The following is a 19,182-nucleotide window of genomic DNA, read 5'->3' on the forward strand; positions in this document are numbered from 1 at the left end:
GGGCCGTACACCGCGACCCCGGCGACGACCGGCGCGGACGGGCCCGTGGACGTGAACGGCACCGTGGCCGCGGGATTCGAGCCGGTCGGGGAGGCGTTCGCCCGCAACTTCGCGGCCCTCGGGGACCGGGGCGCCGCCGTCACCGTGTACCGCGACGGGCACAAGGTCGTCGACCTGTGGGGCGGCACCCGGGACGTCGACGGCACCGAGCCCTGGCAGCACGGCACCGCGCAGATCGTGCGCTCCGCGACGAAGGGCGTCGCCGCCGCCGTGATCCTGCTGCTCGCCCAGCGCGGCCTCCTCGACCTCGACGCACCCGTCGCCGCCCACTGGGCCGCGTACAAGGCACGCGGCAAGGAGCACACCCGGGTCCGGCACCTCCTCGCGCACCGCGCCGGCGTGCCGGTCCTCGACCGGCCGCTCACTCCCGCCGAGGCCGCGGACCCCGACATCGCGGCGGCGGCCGTGGCCGCGCAGACACCGGTCTGGCAGCCGGGGGCCGACCACGGCTATCACGCGCAGACGTACAGCTGGCTGACGGGCGAGCTGGTGCGGCAGGTCACCGGGCGCACGATCGGCGCGTGGATCGCCGAGGAGATCGCCGGGCCGCTGGAACTGGATCTGTGGGTCGGGCTCCCGCCGGAGCAGGCAGGCCGGGTGGGCCGGGTCGCACAGGTCGAGGCGCCCCCGGCGTCCGGCGGCCTGCGGACCCGCCCCAAGCGCGCGGTCGTGGAGGCGTACGCCGACCCGGACAGCCTCACCCGCCGCGCCTTCGCCGCGATCACGCCGATGCCCGACGAGAACGACCCCGCCTACCGGGCCGCCGTCCTGCCCGCCTCCAACGGCATCGCCACCGCCGACGGCCTGGCCCGCTTCTACGCCGCGCTGATCGGTGAGGTGGACGGCGTCCGCCTGTTCTCGCCGGAGACGACGGCGGACGCGCGGGCGGAGCACTCGGCGGGGCCCGACCGGGTCCTGGTGGTCAACACCCGCTTCGGCCTCGGCTACATGCTCCACGGCCCGGCCTCGCCGCTGCTCTCGCCGGGCTCGTTCGGCCACCCCGGCCGCGGCGGCGCCCTCGGCTTCGCCGACCCGGAGTCGGGCATCGCCTTCGGCTACGTCACCAACGGCTTCCGTACGAGCGTGACGGCGGACGCGCGGGCGCAGGCGCTGGTACGGGCGGTGCGGGCGGCCGTCGACGCGTAGACCCGGTGGGCGGCGGCCACCGGCGGCCGGCCGAGAGGGCTATCCGGTGTGCAGCATCAGCCCGATGCCGACGACCAGGAGGCCGGCCGCGGCGATCCGGGGCGCCCCGAACCGCTCCTTGAAGAACACCGCGCCGATGGCCGCGCCCACGATGATCGACGACTCCCGCAGGGCCGCGATCGGCGCCAGCTCGGCCCGCGTCTGGGCCCACAGGACCAGCCCGTACGCCGCGACCGAGAGAGCGGCGCCGAGGAACCCGACGGCGGCGACCGGCTTCAGCACCGCCACGGTGTCGCCGCGCCAGCGGTGGATCGCGAACGCGGGGATCACGACACCCTCGATCGCCATCAGCCAGGCGATGTACCCGAGGGAGCTGCCGGAGGCCCGTACGCCCAGACCGTCGACGACCGTGTACGCGGCGATCGACGCGCCCGTCGCGAGGGCCGCGCCGATCGCCGCCCAGTGGGGGCGCCGGCCGCGCAGCCCCCACAGCGCGACTCCGGTCAGCCCCGCGCAGGACAGGGCGACGCCCGAGGCCGCCCATCCGTCGGGCACCTCGTGCGCGAAGACCGCCGCGAGCACAGTGACGATCAGGGGCGCGGTGCCGCGCGCGATCGGATACGCCTGCCCGAAGTCCCCGAGGCGGAAGGAGCGCATCAGCAGGATGTAGTACGCGACGTGGATGACGGCGGAGGCGATCAGGTACGGCCACGCCGCGGACGCCGGGAAGGCCACGAACGGCACCATGGCCAGGCCGATCAGCATGCCCCCGCCGGCGATCAGCGTGAAGCCGACGAGCTTGTCGGTGATGCGGTGCGCGATCGCGTTCCAGCACGCGTGCGTGACGGCGGCGAGCAGCACCGCCGCGGTGACGAGCGGTGTCATTCGGCGCGCTCGCGCACGTCCACCAGCGTGCCGCCCGCGTGCGCGACCAGGCTCTCGGGGTCCATCGGGAAGACGGTGTACGGGGTGCCCGCCGCGGCCCACACGGTGTCGTGGCCGAGCAGTGAACGGTCGGCCAGGACACGGGTCTTCGTCCGGTGCCCGAAGGGCGGCACCCCGCCGATCGCGTACCCCGTCGTCTCCCGTACGAGGTCCACGCGGGCCCGTGTCACCTTCTCGGCGCCCAGCGCCAGCCGTACGCGCTCCATGTCGACCCGGGAGGCGCCGTCCATCAGCACGAGCACGGGGACGCCGTCCGCCGCGAAGATCAGGGACTTGCAGATCTGGCTCAGGTCGCAGCCGATCGCGGCGGCGGCCTCGGCGGCGGTGCGGGTCGCGTCCGGGAAGCGCCGGACCCGCCCGGTCAGCTCGTCGAGCCCCAACTCCCGCAGTGCTTCGGCGAACCGGGGGTGAACGGTGTCCTCACCACGGGATGAGGCTCCCGCGGCGTTGTCATCGGTGGCGGTCATGCGCAGCACGCTAGCGGTCGGTGTACGCGGCACGCGACCGGGTTCCCGTCCCGCCGGGAACGCCACGGCGGGGCGCCGCGGAGGACGCCCGCGCCGGTGCGTGGACTAACTTCCCGCCTTCAGCAGCGCCGCCACGATGGGGCCCGCCGTGTCGCCGCCGTGGCCGCCCTGCTGGACGACGCCCGCGCCCGCCAGGTCGCCCTTCCACGCGGTGAACCAGCCGTTCGGCTGCTTCTGGTTGTCGACCTCGGCGGATCCGGTCTTGGCGCCGTAGTCCGGACCGAGGCCGGACATGGCCTCGGCGGCGGTGCCCGCGGCGGCGGTGTACTGCATGACCTCGCGCAGCTGCGAGAGCGTGGACGCCGACAGGGTGCGGGAGGCCTTGGCCAGGGTGCGGTGGTCGACCGTCGGGGAGACCAGGTACGGCTGGTGGAAGGTGCCCGTCTTGACCGTGGCGGCGATGGACGCCATGTTCAGCGGGTTCATCCGGACACCGCCCTGGCCCATCAGGGACGCCGCCATCTGCGCCGCGCTCTGCACCGGCACCGAACCGTCGAACGAGGGGACGCCGACGGCCCAGTTGTTCATGCTCAGCCCGAAGACCTGCTGGGCCTGCTTCGTCAGGTCGTCGTTCTCGAGCTTCTTCGCCTGCGTGATGAAGGCGGTGTTGCAGGACCGCGCGAAGCTCGCCTTGAACGTGCCGTCCTTGATCTCGAAGTCGTCGTCGTTGTGGAACTTCCAGCCGCCGTACGTCGCCGTCTTGGGGCAGGGGTGCGGCTTGTCCGCGGAGGCCAGGCCCTTGTCGAAGAGCAGCGAGGCGGTGATGACCTTCATGGTGGAGCCGGGCGCGAGGGAGCCCTGGAAGGCGGTGTTGAAGCCGTGGGAGGTGTTGGCGACGGCGAGGATCTCTCCGGTCGAGGGGCGCAGCAGGACCACCGACGCCTTCTCCTTGGCGGCGACCCGGCGTTCGGCCTCCGCCTGGAGGGACGGATCGAGCGTCGTCGTCACCTTGCCGGGGGTGCCCTCGCTGAGCGTCACGAGTGTCTTGTCGGGCGTCTTCTGGGCGCCCTTCTTCGCGGCCTTGCGGACCACGCGCAGTTCGATGCCGGCCTTGCCGCCCGCCGTCTTGCCGAACTTCTCGCGCAGCCCGTCGAGGACGGTGCCGAGGGAGGGGTACTTGGCGGTGGTCAGTTTCCCGCCGTCGCGGTCGAGGGCGGTGACGGGCGGTGTCCCGGAGGCGCCGGTGACGAGCCGGTCGCCGTCCTGGAGGTCCGGGTGGACGACGGACGGCTTCCAGCCGACCAGCGCGGCACCGTCCTTGGCCCGCCGTACGACGGTCAGCTTCGAGGAGTACGTCAGGGGCTTGGACGTGCCCTTGTAGCTGACCGTGGCCTTGACGGTGAACGGGACGTCGGCGCCGGACCGCTTGCCGCCGGTCAGGGTGACGCCGGTGATGTGGGCGTCCTTGCCGTAGCCGGTCAGGGCGGCCGTCGCGGAGGCCGAGTCGTCGGTGGAGGCGGCCGCCTTCGCGACGTCGCCCTTCTGCCAGGCGGTGAGGAAGGCGCTGGACGCGGTGTGGACCTCGGTCGCGGACAGCGGGCCCGTCTTCACCGTCGTGTGCGCGGCGCCGCCGGACGTGTCGTCCCCGGCGGCGGCGCCCCCGTACAGGCTGTAGGCGCCGAAAGCGCCGCCGGCGACGACCACCGCGATCACTCCGCCGATCACGGCGGGCTGTCTCGTCCTGCGCCGCTCGGCGACCCGTCTTCTCTTGCCCACAGCTGTTCGTCCTCCGCTGTCCCCTGGTGCCCTGTGGCGCCCCCGCGCCTCTCGCTCCTCAACGAGGTTCCCCACCCTAGGGTCCCGCCCTGTGCGAAGTGGCCTCAGCCACCCGTTCGTAGCACTGCTGCGACGATCGGGCCGGCCGCGTCGCCGCCGTGTCCGCCCTCCTGGGTCATGGCGGCGGCCGCGATGTCGTTGCGGTAGCCGGTGAACCAGCTGTTGGAGACGGTCTGTCCGTCGACCTCGGCGGAGCCGGTCTTGGCGCCGATGCTGCCGCCGAGTCCGGCCATCACCTGGGCGGCGGTGCCGCTGACCGCCGTGCGGTTCATCATCGTGCGCAGCTGCGTGACCGTCCCGCCGGACAGGCCCTTGGCGGTGGCCAGTTCGCGGCCGTCGAGGGAGCGCGCCACGATGACCGGCTGCCGGAAGGCCCCCGTCATGGCGGTCGCCGTCACCGAGGCCATGTTGAGCGGGCTCATCTGGACCTGGCCCTGGCCGATCATGTTGGCCGCGGTGTCCGGGCCGCCGGAGGCGGGCACCGAGCCGTCGAAGGACTCGATGCCGGTCTTCCAGTTGTTCTTGCCGAGTCCGAAGCGCTGCTCGGCCTCGTTCGTCAGCGAGTCGACCTTCACCTCGTCCGCGTACTTCACGAACGCCGTGTTGCACGAGCGGGAGAAGCTGTCGGACAGCGTCGCGTTCTCCTGCGGCTGCATGCCCTTGAGGTTGTGGAAGGTCTGGCTCTGCCACGTCGCCGTGGGCGGGCAGGGCGCGGGTCCGGTCGACGTCGCGATGCCGTTGTCGATGAGGGTCGCCGCGCTGATGATCTTCATCGTGGATCCGGGGGCGAGTTTGCCGAGGAACGCGGCGTTGAAACCGTCCTGGCGGTGGTTGGCGACGGCCAGTACCTCGCCGGTGCTCGGCTTCACCGCCACCACGGACGACTCCGCGTACCGTTCGACCGCCTTCTCGGCGGCGCCCTGAGCGCTCGCGCTGAGCGTCGTACGGACCTTGCCGGGCCGTCCCTCGGCGAGGGTGGCCAGCGTGGTGTCGGGGGCCTCGGTGGTCCCGTGGTGGATCGCCAGTTCGATGCCGGGCGTGCCGCCCGCCTTGTCGCCGTACTTGTCGCGCAGCGCGTCCAGGATGGGTCCGAGCGAGGGGTACCTGTCCTTCGTCAGGACAACGTTGTTCCGGTCCACGGCCTCGATCGCCGCGCTGGCCGACTCGCCCGTGACCAGGGTGTCCCCGTCCTTCAGCTGCGGGTGGACGACGGACGGCTTCCAGTCCACCAGCGCCTTGCCGGTCGTCTCCCCGCGCACCACGGTCAGCCGGGAGTCGTATGCGAGGGGCTTGCTCTTGCCCTCGTAGGACACCGTCGCCTTCACGGAGAACGGCACGGTCGCCCCGGATGCCGTGCCCGGGGTGATCCGCACATGAGTGAGGTGTGCGGCGTCGCTGTACCCGGTGAGCAGGCTCTCGGCGCCGGCCTCGTAGTTCGTTTCCCCCGCGGCCTCGGCCGCGTCGCCCTTCTCCCAGGCCGCGAAGAACGCGCGGCTGGTCTCCTTGACCTCGGAGCCGCTCGGCGGCCCGGTCCTGACCGGCTCGGGCCCGGCGGACCCCGCCCCGGTGTCCCCGCTGATCGCGGTGACGACGTTGTACGCGCCGTACCCGGCGCCTCCCAGTACGACGGCGAACACACTGCCGATGACGGCAGCCTTGGCCCCCTTGCGCATCGCGCGATCCCTCCCCGTGAACCCTTCCCCGAACTTCTGAACGCGTTCAGAAAAGCCGCTCTCCCCGAACTGTAGATGCGGGTGGGGCTGCCATGACAGCGGTTTCTCCGAATCGTTAGCCCGGGGCACCCGGTCATGTGTGTGAACGGCATCCATCGGGGAGGGGCGGGGTGCAGGGGGCCAGGGCCGGGTCCGGCAACGCCAGGAGGGTGCGGCCGCCGGCCGCGCCCTCCGGTGCAGACGCAACGGCGGGGTGGCTGGATTCCTGCCTTCTGCCGGTCTCGCGTTGATCGGGGCGTGACGGTGACCGAGCATCCTGAGACCCCCTGGGCGAGGCCCAGGGGGTCCGTCCGGCCTGCGGCCGGTTCAGGTCGGCGCGACGGGCTCAGGAGAGCTTGTACGTGGTGACCTGGTGGATGTAGTTGTTGGGCACGTAGTAGCCGCCGCCGAACTCGCCGGTGGTGCGGTCGAAGCCGTGGACGTCGCTGTTGAGGGACATCACCTCGTCGACGCCGTCTCCGTCGAGGTCGCCCGCGAAGGAGTTCCGGGCGCCCCCGAGGGTCGCGGTGCTGCCGACCTCATGAGCCCAGCTGTCCTCGGACTCGAAGATGGTCGGGTCCCACAGGTACACCCCGCCCTCCACACCGGCGACCAGGAGCTCACGCCCGCCGGGACCGGTCAGGAAGCCGCCGCCGAACGACGTCGGGAAGACGCCCTGCTGCGTGTCGTCACCGTTCGCACGGAAGCGCCGGAACGACGCCACGCCGCCCTCGTACAGTGCCCCGTCCTTGGCGAAGAAGCTGTTGTGCGTCCACAGGCCGCCGGACATCCAGGTGTGCAGCACCTCGCCGGTGCGGCCGTCGCGGATCTCGAAGAGGTTCTGCGAGAAGAGGGAGTTGTCCGAGAACCCCTGGAGGGGCGCGTTGACGGCCCACGTGTAGACCACCGCGTGCCCGTCGGCGTACGGGATCTCCTTGGAGGCGAAGACGCCCTGGTTCGGGATGACGGTGCGGATTCCGCCGACCGCGGTGTCCGGGGCCTTCGGCGCGGCGGCCCAACGGGCCTTGCCGGTCCTGGCGTTGAGCGCGACCGCGTTCGTCACCGGCGTGGTCACGTCGAACGAGCCCAGGCTCGCGTACGAGGCGTACACCTGGCCGTCGCCCGTGGACGGGTCGGCGAAGCGCACGTCGCCGGCGTCCTTGGGGGCGCTGTACGTCCACAGGGCGTGGCCGTCGCCGTGGTAGGCGCGCAGCGCGTCCGTCGGGACCAGGATGTCCAGCTCGCCGTCGCCGTCGAGGTCGGCCAGCTCGGCCGAGCGCACGAACTGGCCGCCGCCGTCGATCGTGGCGAGCGTCTTGCCGGTCCTGCCGTCGAGGACGACCGTCGCGGTGTCGGCCGCGACCACGATCTCGGTCCTGCCGTCGCCGTTGACGTCACCCGTCTCGATGTCGTGGACCTCGCCGGGGACGGTGGCCTGCCACAGCTTCCGCGGCTTGCCGCCGTCGACGAGGGACGGACCCGAGTAGGCCCACACGCCGTCGGACGAACCGCCCATGATCAGGTCGGTCCTGCCGTCCTTGTTCAGGTCCGCGCCCTTGGCCAGGGCGATGTCGCCCTGCAGCGGCGTGACGTTCTCCGCCTTGCCGGTGCCGAGCTTGAAGGTGCGGATGTTCTGCCCCTGGTCGACCACGCGCACGTGCGTGCCCTGGCCGTCGGCGTAGACGTCCTGGTACATCGGCGCGGCGGCGACGCCCTTCTGCTGCCACTTGACGGTGCCCTTGCCGGAGAACACGGTCAGGGACGCGTAGCGCGTGCCGCCGCGGTTCTCCGGGTCGTCGATATCGCGGTCGTCCTGGGCGGAGGTGACCAGCCGGCCGTCGGTCACCCGCAGGCTCCAGATGCTGGGCCCGTTCCTGCCGTTGGCGGCGTCCCGCTTCGTGGTGTTCGACCACAGCGGCTTACCCGCGTCGGCGCCGTCGAGCACGCGGACGGTGCTGGCGTTGACGTACAGGTTCTCGTCGAGCGAGGACTCGGCGACCGCGTACTCGTCGCCGGCCTTGGCACCGAGGTCGCCGACCGTCAGCGCGGTGGGCACCACGTTGTCGCGGCCGTCGAGGGTGGATCGGTCACCGGTCTTCAGGTCGTACGCGGCGACTTCGTAGTGCACCGCGTCCGTGGCGTCCGCCTGCTCGATCGCGACGAGCCGCTTGCGGCCGGCGTCCAGGCGCAGCTGACGGTTGTACAGCATGCTGTCGGTCTGCCAGGTGACGGAGCCGTCGGCGGTGTCGAGCACGGCGGTGCGGCCGCGCGCGGTGACGCCGTCGTCCTTGGCGAGGTTCCAGGAGGCGGCGATCTTGCCCTTGCCGAGGTCCTGGATGTCGCCCCAGTTCGCGTACCGGGCTTCCTTGGTGTCGTACGTCCAGGTCTTCGCCGGGGTCAGCCTGCCGTCCGCGGACGAGAAGCGGATGCCGGTGAGGGTGGCCGTCGCGCCGGCCGGGACCTTCGCGTCGCCGCTCATACGGGGCGCGTCGGCGATCAGCAGCGTGCCGTCGACGATCTTCACCATGGAGGCGTGGTTGTAGAGCTTCGACCAGACGGTGGTGCCCGTCTTGCCGTCGAGGACGGTCACGAACGTGCCGGTGCTCAGGTCCGAGCCCGGCGAGGTGAACGCCCGCGGGTACGGGGTCGCGCCGACCAGCGCCGAGAACACCAGGTCCGGGACGCCGTCGCCGGTCAGGTCGCCGGTCGAGTAGCCGGAGTCCGAGTTGGGCGCGAACGGCGAGACCGCGTTGTAGCCCATGAGGATCTGCGCGGGGTACGGCTCGACCCGCCACACCTGGAGCGGCTTGACCTGCCAGTCCGTGTAGAACGAGCTGCTGGTGCGGGCCCACGTCTCGCTGCCGTCGGCGGCGTGGCGCTGCACGTAGCCCATGCTGTTGACGGAGAAGTAGTCGCCGTTCTTGCCGATCGGCACCGTGGCGCCCATGCCGCGCACGCCTTCCAGCGTGGACTTCGCGGTCGTCGTGACCCTGGTGGTCGGATCGACGTCCGTGGCCGCGCCGTCCGGCTTCGAGCCGCCGGTGCTGCCGGAGCCTGAGGCAGAGTCAGCCGAGGCGGCGTCGTCCTTCTGCGTGCCGGTGGTGTCCTCGGCCTTGACGTACGGGTCGAGGGCCACGTTGGCGGCCAGCTTCTTCGCCTCGGTGCTGGTCAGCTTCATCGCTGAGCCGCTGCTGCCGCTGTCGTCGGCGGCCAGTGCCTGCGGGGCGGCGGTCAGGCACAGACCCGCCGCGACCAGGGCGGAGGCGAGCTGGACGGCCCGCCGCGAGTGGTGGGCTCTCATCACTTGGCTCCCTGCGTGAAGCGGACGGCGGTGCCGTCGGCGATCACGGACTGGTTGAAGGAGTACTGCAGGGCATCGCTGCCGGACTGGTTCGCGATGCCGACGGTGGCGCCCGCGCCCTTGTCCGCGACGGACTTGTACTGGAGGGTCGCGGCGCCGGTGGCCTCGTCGAAGACGGCCTCGAAGGTGGCGCGGCCCGACGTGCCGTTCGCGTAGGCGGCGTTGTTCCACACGATGGCGAACTTGCGGTTGCCCTTGGCGCCGGTGGTGGCTGTCTGCACGGAGGACTTCTTGTCCAGCGTGAGGTCGTCCCACAGCGGGGCGACGATGCCCTTCACGCCGTTGGCGCCGGTCGTCGGCAGCGCGGTGTTGCTGTAGTCGCCGACACGCGAGGACAGGAAGTTGACCAGGCCGTCGGTGGTGACCGAGGCCGAGGAGTACGAGACGCCGTACAGCTTCACGGAGAAGGGCAGCGCGACCTTCGCGGAGTCCTCGTCACCGGACAGGGCGACCTTGTTGGAGCCCGCGATCCAGGAGTACGCGGCCGGGGCACAGCTGTTGCCCGACGTGTCCGAGCGGTTCGGGACCTGCACGTCCTTCGCCAGGTCGGCGGCGCCGACGGTGGCGGCACCGCTGTAGACGCCGTTGCACAGGACCGGGGCCGCGGGCTTCACCGCCAGGTTGTAGGAGCCCTCGGCGACCTTGGCGAAGGAGTACGTGCCCTGGGCGTTCGTCGTGACGGCGTCCAGCGGCGAGCCGTTCAGCTCGACCTTCGCACCGGCGAGGGCCTTGCCGGTGACGTCGAGGACGGTGCCGGAGACCTGGTGCGAGGGAACCGCGGTCAGCGCGATGTCCTGGGTGTAGGCCTGCTGGGCGGCGAGCGTGACACCGGTCGCCGAGCCGTTCGCGTAGCCGTAGCCGCTGAAGGCGAACGAGTACGTGCCCGGGGCCAGCGGCAGACGGTACGCGCCGTCCGTGCCGGTGGTGACCGTACGGACCGAGCCGGCGTCGTCGGTGGCCTTCACGGTGATGTTCGCCAGAGCCGCGCCGGTCGACTTGTCGGTGGCCTTGCCGGTGACGGTGGCCGCGGTGTGCGGGGCCTTGTCGATGGAGGCGAGGATGTCGAGCTTGCCGTCACCCCAGACGTTGTTCATGCCGGCGGTGCCGCCGCAGTGCGTGTCGTCGACGTCACGGGCGCCCTCGTTCAGCAGCGCACGCGTCTCGTCGATCTTGCCGATCAGCGAGGGGGCAGACGACCACAGCAGCGCCACGGCGCCCGCGACGTGCGGCGTCGCCATCGACGTGCCGGACTCGGCGTTGTACGACGAACCGGGCCACGTCGACTCGACGTTGACGCCCGGCGCCGAGATGTTCGGCTTGGCCGAGCCGTCCGCCGGAGAGGGGCCGAAACCGGAGAACGAGGCGATCTTGCCGGTCGAGTCGTAGGCGCCGACGCCGTAGGTGGAGGCCTCCGAGCCGGGCGGGTGGGTCGTCGAACAGGTCGTGCCGTCGCCGTCGTTGCCGGCCGCGAACGCCTCGAAGATGCCCGCGGCGTTCCACGCCTTGATGATGTCGTTGTAGAACGTCGAGTCGTCGCCGCCCCAGGAGTTGTTGACGATGTTCGGCGCGAGGTCCGGGCGCGGGTTCTGACCGTTGTGGTCGGTCGGTGCGAGGATCCACTGACCGGAGGCGAGCAGGTCCTCCGGGTAGCACTCGCCGGCCGCGGTCGCGCAGCCCTTGGCGGCGATCCACTTCGCGTTCGGCGCGACACCGATGCCGTTCTTGGCGACCATCGTGCCCATCGTGTGGGTGCCGTGGCCGTTGTTGTCGCACGGGGTGCCGTCGGAGGGGCAGGTGCCCGACGGGTCGTAGAAGTTGTAGTCGTGGGTGAAGGTGCCGTCGCCGTTGTTGCCGCGGTACTGCTTCACCAGGTCCGGGTGGTTGTACTGCACACCGGAGTCGACGCTGGCGATGACGATGCCCTCACCGCGGTCCGCGTACTGGTTCCAGACCTGGTCGGCCTTGATGTCGGCGATGCCCCACTCGGGGGTGTCGTCGCCGGTGGCGGACGAGTCGGTCTTCGCCGACGTGGTGCGCGACGTGGTGACCTTCTTGTCGGAGGTCTCGATGTCGTCGAGCTTGAACTTCTGGTCCTTGATGATCGACGCCACGTCCGAGCGCTTCGCGAGCTCGTCGACGAGGGCCTCGTCACCGGTGATCTGGATCGCGTTGGCGATCCAGAAGTCCTTGTGACCGACCTTCCTCTTGTCGAGGAAGGACCTGAGGGAGGCCTGGCTGTCGTCGGCCTCGGCGCGCAGCTCCTTGAAGGCGGCCTTGGCCTTCGCGGCGTGCGTCTTCTGCTTCTTGGCGCCGGACAGGTCGGCCTGGTCCTTCAGGACGACGAAGAACTTCGCGTCGCCGCCCTCGGCGACGGCGCTGCGCAGCGCTGCGTCGACCTTCGCGGTGGCTGCGGGGGACGGGGTGTCGGCGGCGACGGCCGGCATCACGCCGGCGGCGAGGGCGGTCGCGGTGAACGCGGCAGCCGCCCATGCGGCGGATCTGCGCCGTGGCGGTCGGGGCAGGTGCATCGAAGCACTCCTCCAGGAGGGTTTCGGGGGGTGCCCGCACGCTAGGAAGCCGTCGTTACTGAGCCATTACTGGCCTTGTGGCCTGCCCGGTCGAACGTGCTCCTGGTGCGCACCTTCTGGCCGGCGGGCACCACGGCCGGAGCGCCACGCGCCAACCCGACCCCGCTCGTCGAGTGCCTGTATCTCGCGAGTGCAGCGGCTCGGACCAGGCGCGCGGGCGGTGTCCTGCAGGCCCGACGCGGCCACTCAGCCAGCACCCGGGGCCCATGCGGTCGCACGATCGCGCCGGCGGATGCGCTTACGCAGGGCTGTCACGATGGGCGCTGTCCCGGCCATCCGTGTGTCGGTCGGCCCTGTACGTCGCGCCGACTGCCCCGGTACCGCCATCGGCCGGCAGGCCGGCACACCGGCAATGCGGCTCTGCGCCTCGCCCAGTGCTCTACGCCGCCCCACGCGGCGTCCCGCCACCAGAGGACTTGAGCGAGGCGCAGAGCCGCCATCCTGGGGCGGGTCCGTTACGGACGGGTTACCGGCACGGCGGTGTGCCGGCTGAGCGGCGCGCTCCGAGGGCGTCCACACAGGTCAGACGGGGTGCACGCGGCTGATCTTCGGGGGACTGCAGATCCGCCGCCGGGCCCTGAGCCGGGCCGTCCTCGGGCCGTGCGACGAAGGCCGACGACGACCGCCGGCGGCCGACGACGAACAAAGGGGCCCGGCTGTGTGCCGGACCCCTTGCTACGTCTGTGCGGCTAGACCCACGTGTCCAGCCACATTCGCGATCTCCACTGGTCGATGGGGATCGCCGTGCCCGTGTACAGGGGCCAGAAGTAGATGAAGTTCCAGGTGATCAGGAGGACCAGGACGCCTGCCGATACCGCTCCGACCAGGCGGCGGCGTTCCGTCGAGCCCGGTGGGCCGAGGATCGCGCCGATCATCATCGTGACGGCCAGGCAGAGGAACGGCACGAAGATGACGGCGTAGAAGAAGAAGATCGTGCGCTCCTGGTACATGAACCAGGGGAGGTAGCCGGCGGCGACGCCGCAGGCGATCGCGCCCGCCCGCCAGTCGCGGCGGAACGCCCAGCGCCACAGCACGTAGAGGATCGCGAAGCAGGCCGCCCACCACAGCAGGGGCGTGCCGAGGGCCAGCACCTCGCGGGCGCACTTGTCGCCCGCGTCGGAGGGGCAGCCGTCCTTGCCGGGCAGCGGGGACTCGTAGAAGTACGAGACCGGGCGGCCGAGGACGAGCCAGCTCCACGGGTTGGACTGGTAGGTGTGCGGCGAGGAGAGGCCGACGTGGAACTTGTAGACCTCGTGCTCGTAGTGCCACAGGCTGCGCACCCAGTCGGGGAGGAACGTCCAGTTCCCGCCCCTGCCGTCGGTCGCCGCCCAGTTCCGGAAGTAGCCGCCGCTGCCGTCGGTCGGCGACAGGATCCAGCCGGTCCAGGAGATCAGGTACACGGCGACCGCGACCGGGACCGTCGCGAGGAAGGTGATGCCGGTGTCGTGCTTGAGGGCCGCCGTGTAGGGGTGGCGGGCGCCGGCGACCCGGCGCGACCCCACGTCCCACAGAACCGCCATCACGCAGAACGCGGCGAGGACGTACAGGCCGTTCCACTTCGTGCCGATGGCCAGACCCAGCATCAGGCCGGCCATCCAGCGCCAGGGCCGCCAGCCGAGGCGGGTGGACTCGGCGGTGTCCGCGTCGGGGCGGACCGTGCCGTCCTCGTCGACGGGCAGCGCGGCGGCCAGCCGGGCCCTCGCCTGGTCCCGGTCGATGACCAGGCAGCCGAAGGCCGCGAGCACGAAGAACATCAGCACGCCGTCGAGCAGCGAGGTGCGGCTCATCACGAAGTGCAGGCCGTCGACCGCCATGAGCGTGCCCGCGAGACAGCCGAGGAACGTCGACCGGAACAGCCGCCGGCCGATCCGGCACAGCAGCAGCACCGACAGCGTGCCGAGCAGCGCCGTCATGAAGCGCCAGCCGAAGGGGTTGAACCCGAACATCCACTCGCCGAGCCCGATGACGTACTTGCCGACCGGCGGGTGCACGACATAGGCGGCGTCGCTGGGGATCCGGACGTTGCCGTTGCCCTGGAGGATCAGGTCGTTGGCGTTCTTCGCCCAGTTGACCTCGTACCCGCGGTGGATGAGGGCCCAGGCGTCCTTGGCGTAGTACGTCTCGTCGAATATCACCGCCTTCGGGCTGCCCAGGTGCCAGAACCGCAGCAGCCCGGCGATCAGGGTCACCAGGAGCGGGCCACCCCACCCCGACCAGCGGTGGAAGCGGTCGGCGACCCCCTGGCCCAGACCGAGGGCTGCCCAGATCCGCGACCCCGGCTCGGGGTACCGCGGTACGAGCCGGTCGCGCACATCGCTTCTGGGCGGCGCCGTGTAGCCGAATCGGCGCAGCCGCCGCTGCCACGACGGCCGCTGGTCGTCGGCGGCCTGGCCCTGCCGTGTGTCCGTGGAGGACGCGGTACTGGTCACCGCGCCATCGTAGGGAACGCGTCTGTGGGAGTCCCGCGCACGGGCCCTTCCGGCCGGATGAGCTTGTAGGACGGTACCCCTGCGAGGATGGGCGTGTGACAGGAATCCTTGTGTTGGCAGGCACCCCCATCGGCGACATCTCGGACGCGCCGCCGCGGCTCGCCGCGGAACTGGCCGGAGCCGATGTCGTCGCCGCGGAGGACACCCGCAGGCTGCGCCGGCTCACCCAGGCCCTCGGCGTCCAGACCTCCGGCCGCGTCGTCTCCTACTTCGAGGGGAACGAGGCCGCCCGGACCCCGGAGCTGGTCGAGGCGCTCGTCGGCGGGGCGCGGGTGCTGCTGGTGACCGACGCCGGGATGCCGTCCGTGTCGGACCCCGGCTACCGGCTGGTGGCGGCCGCGGTCGAGAAGGACATCAAGGTCACCGCCGTACCGGGCCCGTCCGCCGTGCTCACCGCGCTCGCCCTGTCCGGGCTGCCCGTCGACCGGTTCTGCTTCGAGGGCTTCCTGCCGCGGAAGGCCGGTGAGCGTCTCTCCCGGCTCCGGGAGGTCGCCGAGGAGCGCCGGACGCTGGTCTACTTCGAGGCCCCGCACCGGCTCGACGACACCCTCGCCGCGATGGCGGAGGTCCTCGGCACCCAGCGCCGCGCCGCCGTCTGCCGCGAGCTGACCAAGACGTACGAGGAGATCAAGCGCGGCCCGCTGGGCGAACTCGCCGCCTGGGCCGCCGAGGGGGTCCGCGGTGAGATCACCGTGGTCGTCGAGGGCGCCCCCGACAAGAGCGGGGAGGAGCTCGACGCCACCGAGCTGGTGCGCAGGGTGCAGGTGCGCGAGGAGGCGGGGGAGCGTCGCAAGGAGGCGATCGCCGCCGTCGCCGCGGAAGCCGGAATTCCCAAACGTGACGTCTTTGATGCCGTCGTCGCGGCAAAGAACGCTGCTCGAACCACCCCATAGAAGGGCAAAGGAGCAGCTTCAAAAGCAAAGCTCAGGCCGCGTGGCGGGGCCGTTCCGACAAGGAACGGCCAAAACGGCTCCAACAGTCGACAGGACGGATGCGTTCGCGCCGGGAGAAGCGTCCACTGGATGAAGGGACGCACCCGTCCCTCGCCTGCGGCGCATCGGCGGAATCCAGGGGGAACCCGTCGATGGAGGTGCCGGAGGTGCTTGTCCAGCGGACAAGAGGAGCAGTCGGAATGAGTGAGACCACAGGACGGACCGGCGGCGGCGTCGCCGCGGGTCAGGTCACCGAACAGACCGGGCATCGCAGTGCGGCGACGGCCGTTGTCCACGAATCGTATTCCTTCGCCTGCATGCGCTGCGGGCACGGCTGGGAGCAGTCCTACGCGATCGAGCACCACCGCGACGCGGACGGCGCCGAGTTCGTGACCTACGTGGCGGACGGCCGGATCGTGCCGTCGCCGCTCAGCCGCCCTTCCTGCCTGTACTGCGACAGCCACGTGGTGCGCATCATGCGCGCCGGACAGGTGTCCTCCGTCCTCGATTCCCTGCACTCCGTGGCCAAGCCCCGGCCGGTACCGCGACAGCCCGAGGACGGAGCGGAGGGGGCCGCACCGGGCGACTCCTCCGGGACGCCGAAGGAACCGCACCACTGGCACCTGTCGGACCTGCTGCACCCGTTCCAGCACCGCAAGGCCGGCTGAACCGGCGGCCCGGAGCGGCGACGGCCGCGACGTGAAGGACGGCATGCCCCCTTCGTAGGATCGGGGCATGCCTTCCTCCGTCTCCGGCGCCTCCGACAAGAACGCCGCGCCCCCGCTCCCCGAGCCCCTGCGCGTCCCGGTCGCCGACTCGCACACCCACCTCGACATGCAGTCCGGCACGGTCGAGGAGGGCCTCGCCAAGGCCGCGTCGGTCGGCGTCACGACCGTCGTCCAGGTCGGCTGCGACCTGAACGGCTCCCGCTGGGCGGCCGAGACGGCTGCCGCGTACGACGCCGTCCACGCCACCGTCGCCCTCCACCCCAACGAGGCGCCCCGCATCGTGCACGGCGACCCTGGGGGAGCCGGGTCCCGGCAGGGTGCCCGGCAGCCGGGCGGCGACGCCGCGCTGGACGACGCGCTCGCGGAGATCGACCGCCTCGCCGCGCTCCCGCACGTCAAGGGCGTCGGTGAGACCGGCCTCGACAACTTCCGCACCGGCCCCGAGGGCAGGGCGGCCCAGGAGCGCTCCTTCCGCGCCCACATCGAGATCGCCAAGCGGCACGGCAAGGCCCTGGTCATCCACGACCGCGACGCCCACGCCGACGTGCTGCGCATCCTCAAGGAGGAGGGCGCCCCCGAACGGACCGTCTTCCACTGCTACTCCGGCGACGCCGCCATGGCCGAGGTCTGCGCCCGCGCCGGCTACTTCATGTCCTTCGCCGGAAACATGACCTTCAAGAACGCCCAGCCGCTGCGCGACGCGCTCGCCGTGGCCCCGCTCGGCCTCGTCCTCGTCGAGACGGACGCGCCCTTCCTGACCCCGGCTCCGTACCGCGGACGGCCCAACGCGCCGTATCTCGTTCCGGTGACGGTGCGCGCCATGGCCGCGGTGCGCGGGATCGACGAGGACACCCTCGCGACTTCGCTGTCCGCCAACACCGCGCGCGCATTCGATTACTGAGCGATAACGGCTCCGGGGGTTTCCCCTGGTCGGACGCCGGTCTCCGGTGGGGGAGTATCGCGACACAGCGTAGCCGCGTTGCTTGGGAGAGTGACGACCGCTCCGCTAGGTTCTGGTCGCCCGATCCGGACCCCTGGAGCGTGTCGTCGTGAGCAGCTCGCGGTACGAGCAGTACGAGACGTACGGACCGACCGGTGGCACCGACGCCACCACGGTCGTCGACGCCACCGGCGCCGCCGTGGCCGCCGGCACGCCCGCCGGGCCGGACGCGCTCGGTGGGCGCGACGAGCGCGACACGGTCCGTGCGCGGGAGGCGGCGGGCGAACCGGGGGGACCCGGTGCGGCGTACGAGGTCTACGAGGCGTACGGGGACTACTCCGGCCCGGGGTCCGTGTCCGGCTCCGGCTACGTCGAGTACGTGCGCTGGGAGCCGTACGGCCACGGGTACGCCGACACCTACCGCCCGGCGTACGAGGCGCGCACCCCGGGTACCGCGATGCCGCACCCGCCCGGTGCGCCCGGGGCCCACGGCGCCTTCCCCGAGCCCGGTGACCCCGCCGCCGCCGAGCCGCGTCTCCCGCGCCAGTACGCCGACGCGGCCGCCCAGGCCGGCACGACCGTGCAGGCCCAGGCCGGCACGACCGTGCACGGGAACGGGTTCGCGCAGGCCGACACCGTCGCCGACGGAACCGGCTTCGCCGGGGCGGACACGGTCGTCCTCACCGACGCGATCGCGCCCGCGGACACCGTGGTCGTCACCGTGCCCGACCGCGACGGCGTCCGGCCCGGCGCGGGCGACGGGGTCCGTCCGGCCGGCGGGCGGGCCGACGCGCGCCGCGCGGCCCGGCGCAAGCGCGCCACCGACCGGCCCGACGCGCTGCGCCGGCTGCTCCCGCAGGCCCTGGTCGTCGCCTTCCTGGCCGGCGGCACCTCCGCCTTCGTCGCCAGCGACAAGGCCATCGAGCTCAGCGTCGACGGCAGACCCCGCACGCTGCACACCTTCGCCGACGACGTGACCGAGCTGCTCGCCGACGAGGGCGTGAAGGTGGGCGCGCACGACGTGGTCGCGCCCGCCGCCGGCACACCTCTGACGAGCGGTGACGAGGTCGCGGTGCACTACGGACGCCCGGTGAGCCTCACGATCGACGGCACCCAGCACCGGGTGTGGACCACCGCGCACACCGTCGAGGGGGCGCTCAGACAGCTGGGGGTGCGGGCCGAGGGCGCGTACCTGTCGGCCTCGCGCTCCCAGCCGATCGGGCGCGCGGGGCTGGAGCTCGACGTACGGACCGAGCGCACCGTCACGATCATGGCCGACGGCCGTGCCCGGACCATCCGCACGAACGCGGCGAGCGTGGGCGAGGCCGTCGAGGCGGCCGGGATCGCCCTGCACGGGCAGGACACCACGTCCGTGCCGGCCGGGAGCTTCCCGCGCGACGGGCAGACGGTCACCGTCCTGCGGGTCACCGGAACCCGGGAGGTCCGCGAGGAACGGATTCCGTTCGAGGTCCGGCGCACCGAGGACGCCTCGCTGTTCAAGGGCAGCGAGGTCGTCGAACGGCCCGGCCGGTTCGGGGCGCGGCGCGTGACGTACGCCCTGCGGACCGTCAACGGCGTCCGCGAGAGGCCGCGCCGCATCCGCGCCGAGGTGGTGCGGGAGCCGCGGGTCCAGCTGGTCAGGGTCGGTACGAAGCCGCACCCGGTCTCCGTCGGCGGCGCCGACCACCTGAACTGGTCGGGCCTCGCCGTGTGCGAGTCCGGCGGCCGTCCCGGCGCGGTGGATCCGTCCGGCACGTACGGCGGCCTCTACCAGTTCGACACGCACACCTGGCAGACCCTCGGCGGCAGCGGACGCCCCCAGGACGCATCCGCCGCCGAACAGACCCTGCGCGCGAAGAAGCTGTACGTGCGCAGTGGGGCGAGCCCCTGGCCCCACTGCGGCGCCCGCCTCCACGGCTGAGACCACCCCGGGCGCCCGCCGCGGAGTCGTCCCCGCCCGTGGGACGGCTCCCCCGGA

12 protein-coding genes are annotated in these 19,182 nt (G+C 72.0%); 5 read left to right on the plus strand and 7 right to left on the minus strand.

Features of this window, described 5'->3' with window-relative positions; translation table 11 throughout:
- Positions 1-45 precede the first annotated feature (45 nt).
- The gene (locus ACIRQH_RS14975; protein WP_404226166.1) at positions 46-1,206 is read left to right on the plus strand and encodes a serine hydrolase domain-containing protein; all 1,161 of its coding nucleotides are present in this window, start codon (positions 46-48) and stop codon (positions 1,204-1,206) included.
- Between the two features lie 39 nt (positions 1,207-1,245).
- On the opposite strand, the gene ACIRQH_RS14980 is transcribed toward ACIRQH_RS14975, so the two are convergent.
- The 7 genes from ACIRQH_RS14980 to ACIRQH_RS15010 all read right to left on the minus strand — a co-directional run bounded on the left by ACIRQH_RS14980 (position 1,246) and on the right by ACIRQH_RS15010 (position 14,544).
- A complete protein-coding gene (locus tag ACIRQH_RS14980) occupies positions 1,246-2,091 on the minus strand; it encodes an EamA family transporter (RefSeq protein ID WP_388874473.1) in 846 nt (281 codons plus the stop codon).
- Positions 2,088-2,618, minus strand: coding sequence for a YbaK/EbsC family protein (locus tag ACIRQH_RS14985; RefSeq protein ID WP_388874470.1), 531 nt, complete (start codon positions 2,616-2,618; stop codon positions 2,088-2,090). The genes ACIRQH_RS14980 and ACIRQH_RS14985 overlap by 4 nt, the downstream gene beginning before the upstream one ends.
- A 105-nt stretch (positions 2,619-2,723) precedes the next feature.
- Positions 2,724-4,394: a penicillin-binding transpeptidase domain-containing protein gene (locus ACIRQH_RS14990; protein ID WP_358817503.1), complete on the minus strand. Its 1,671-nt coding sequence runs from the start codon at positions 4,392-4,394 to the stop codon at positions 2,724-2,726.
- 104 nt (positions 4,395-4,498) lie between these two features.
- Positions 4,499-6,127: a penicillin-binding transpeptidase domain-containing protein gene (locus ACIRQH_RS14995; RefSeq protein ID WP_388930739.1), complete on the minus strand. Its 1,629-nt coding sequence runs from the start codon at positions 6,125-6,127 to the stop codon at positions 4,499-4,501.
- A 385-nt stretch (positions 6,128-6,512) separates the two neighbouring features.
- Positions 6,513-9,467, minus strand: a complete 2,955-nt coding sequence (locus ACIRQH_RS15000; protein ID WP_404226054.1) for an FG-GAP repeat domain-containing protein — start codon at positions 9,465-9,467, stop codon at positions 6,513-6,515.
- Complete coding sequence (locus tag ACIRQH_RS15005) at positions 9,467-12,055, minus strand: S8 family serine peptidase (RefSeq protein ID WP_404226056.1); 2,589 nt, start codon at positions 12,053-12,055, stop codon at positions 9,467-9,469. The genes ACIRQH_RS15000 and ACIRQH_RS15005 overlap by 1 nt, the downstream gene beginning before the upstream one ends.
- Positions 12,056-12,804: 749 nt before the next feature.
- Entirely contained in the window at positions 12,805-14,544 is a 1,740-nt protein-coding gene (locus ACIRQH_RS15010; RefSeq protein WP_404226058.1) for a dolichyl-phosphate-mannose--protein mannosyltransferase, read from the minus strand.
- 95 nt (positions 14,545-14,639) lie between these two features.
- Here ACIRQH_RS15010 and rsmI point away from each other — a divergent pair, with 95 nt between their 5' ends.
- From rsmI to ACIRQH_RS15030, 4 genes are all read left to right on the plus strand, one after another.
- Positions 14,640-15,497, plus strand: a complete 858-nt coding sequence (gene rsmI / locus ACIRQH_RS15015; RefSeq protein WP_388874456.1) for a 16S rRNA (cytidine(1402)-2'-O)-methyltransferase — start codon at positions 14,640-14,642, stop codon at positions 15,495-15,497.
- Positions 15,498-15,736: 239 nt separating this feature from the next.
- Positions 15,737-16,204, plus strand: coding sequence for a hypothetical protein (locus tag ACIRQH_RS15020; RefSeq protein ID WP_388874454.1), 468 nt, complete (start codon positions 15,737-15,739; stop codon positions 16,202-16,204).
- Between the two features lie 67 nt (positions 16,205-16,271).
- Positions 16,272-17,165, plus strand: coding sequence for a TatD family hydrolase (locus ACIRQH_RS15025; RefSeq protein WP_358817524.1), 894 nt, complete (start codon positions 16,272-16,274; stop codon positions 17,163-17,165).
- A gap of 496 nt (positions 17,166-17,661) precedes the next feature.
- Entirely contained in the window at positions 17,662-19,125 is a 1,464-nt protein-coding gene (locus tag ACIRQH_RS15030) for a ubiquitin-like domain-containing protein (protein ID WP_404226168.1), read from the plus strand.
- The last annotated feature ends 57 nt before the right edge of the window (positions 19,126-19,182 follow it).

This window comes from Streptomyces sp. NPDC102279, from assembly GCF_044766365.1.
GTDB lineage: Bacteria > Actinomycetota > Actinomycetes > Streptomycetales > Streptomycetaceae > Streptomyces.

Excerpts from the sequence above, each read along its gene's own strand:
- ACIRQH_RS14980 (WP_388874473.1), bottom strand. The coding sequence starts at position 2,091 with ATGACACCGCTCGTCACCGCGGCGGTGCTGCTCGCCGCCGTCACGCAC.
- ACIRQH_RS14985 (WP_388874470.1), bottom strand. The coding sequence starts at position 2,618 with ATGACCGCCACCGATGACAACGCCGCGGGAGCCTCATCCCGTGGTGAG.
- ACIRQH_RS14995 (WP_388930739.1), bottom strand. The coding sequence starts at position 6,127 with ATGCGCAAGGGGGCCAAGGCTGCCGTCATCGGCAGTGTGTTCGCCGTC.
- ACIRQH_RS15000 (WP_404226054.1), bottom strand. The coding sequence starts at position 9,467 with ATGAGAGCCCACCACTCGCGGCGGGCCGTCCAGCTCGCCTCCGCCCTG.
- ACIRQH_RS15005 (WP_404226056.1), bottom strand. The coding sequence starts at position 12,055 with ATGCACCTGCCCCGACCGCCACGGCGCAGATCCGCCGCATGGGCGGCT.
- ACIRQH_RS15020 (WP_388874454.1), top strand. The coding sequence starts at position 15,737 with ATGAGTGAGACCACAGGACGGACCGGCGGCGGCGTCGCCGCGGGTCAG.
- ACIRQH_RS15025 (WP_358817524.1), top strand. The coding sequence starts at position 16,272 with ATGCCTTCCTCCGTCTCCGGCGCCTCCGACAAGAACGCCGCGCCCCCG.
- ACIRQH_RS15030 (WP_404226168.1), top strand. The coding sequence starts at position 17,662 with ATGCCGCACCCGCCCGGTGCGCCCGGGGCCCACGGCGCCTTCCCCGAG.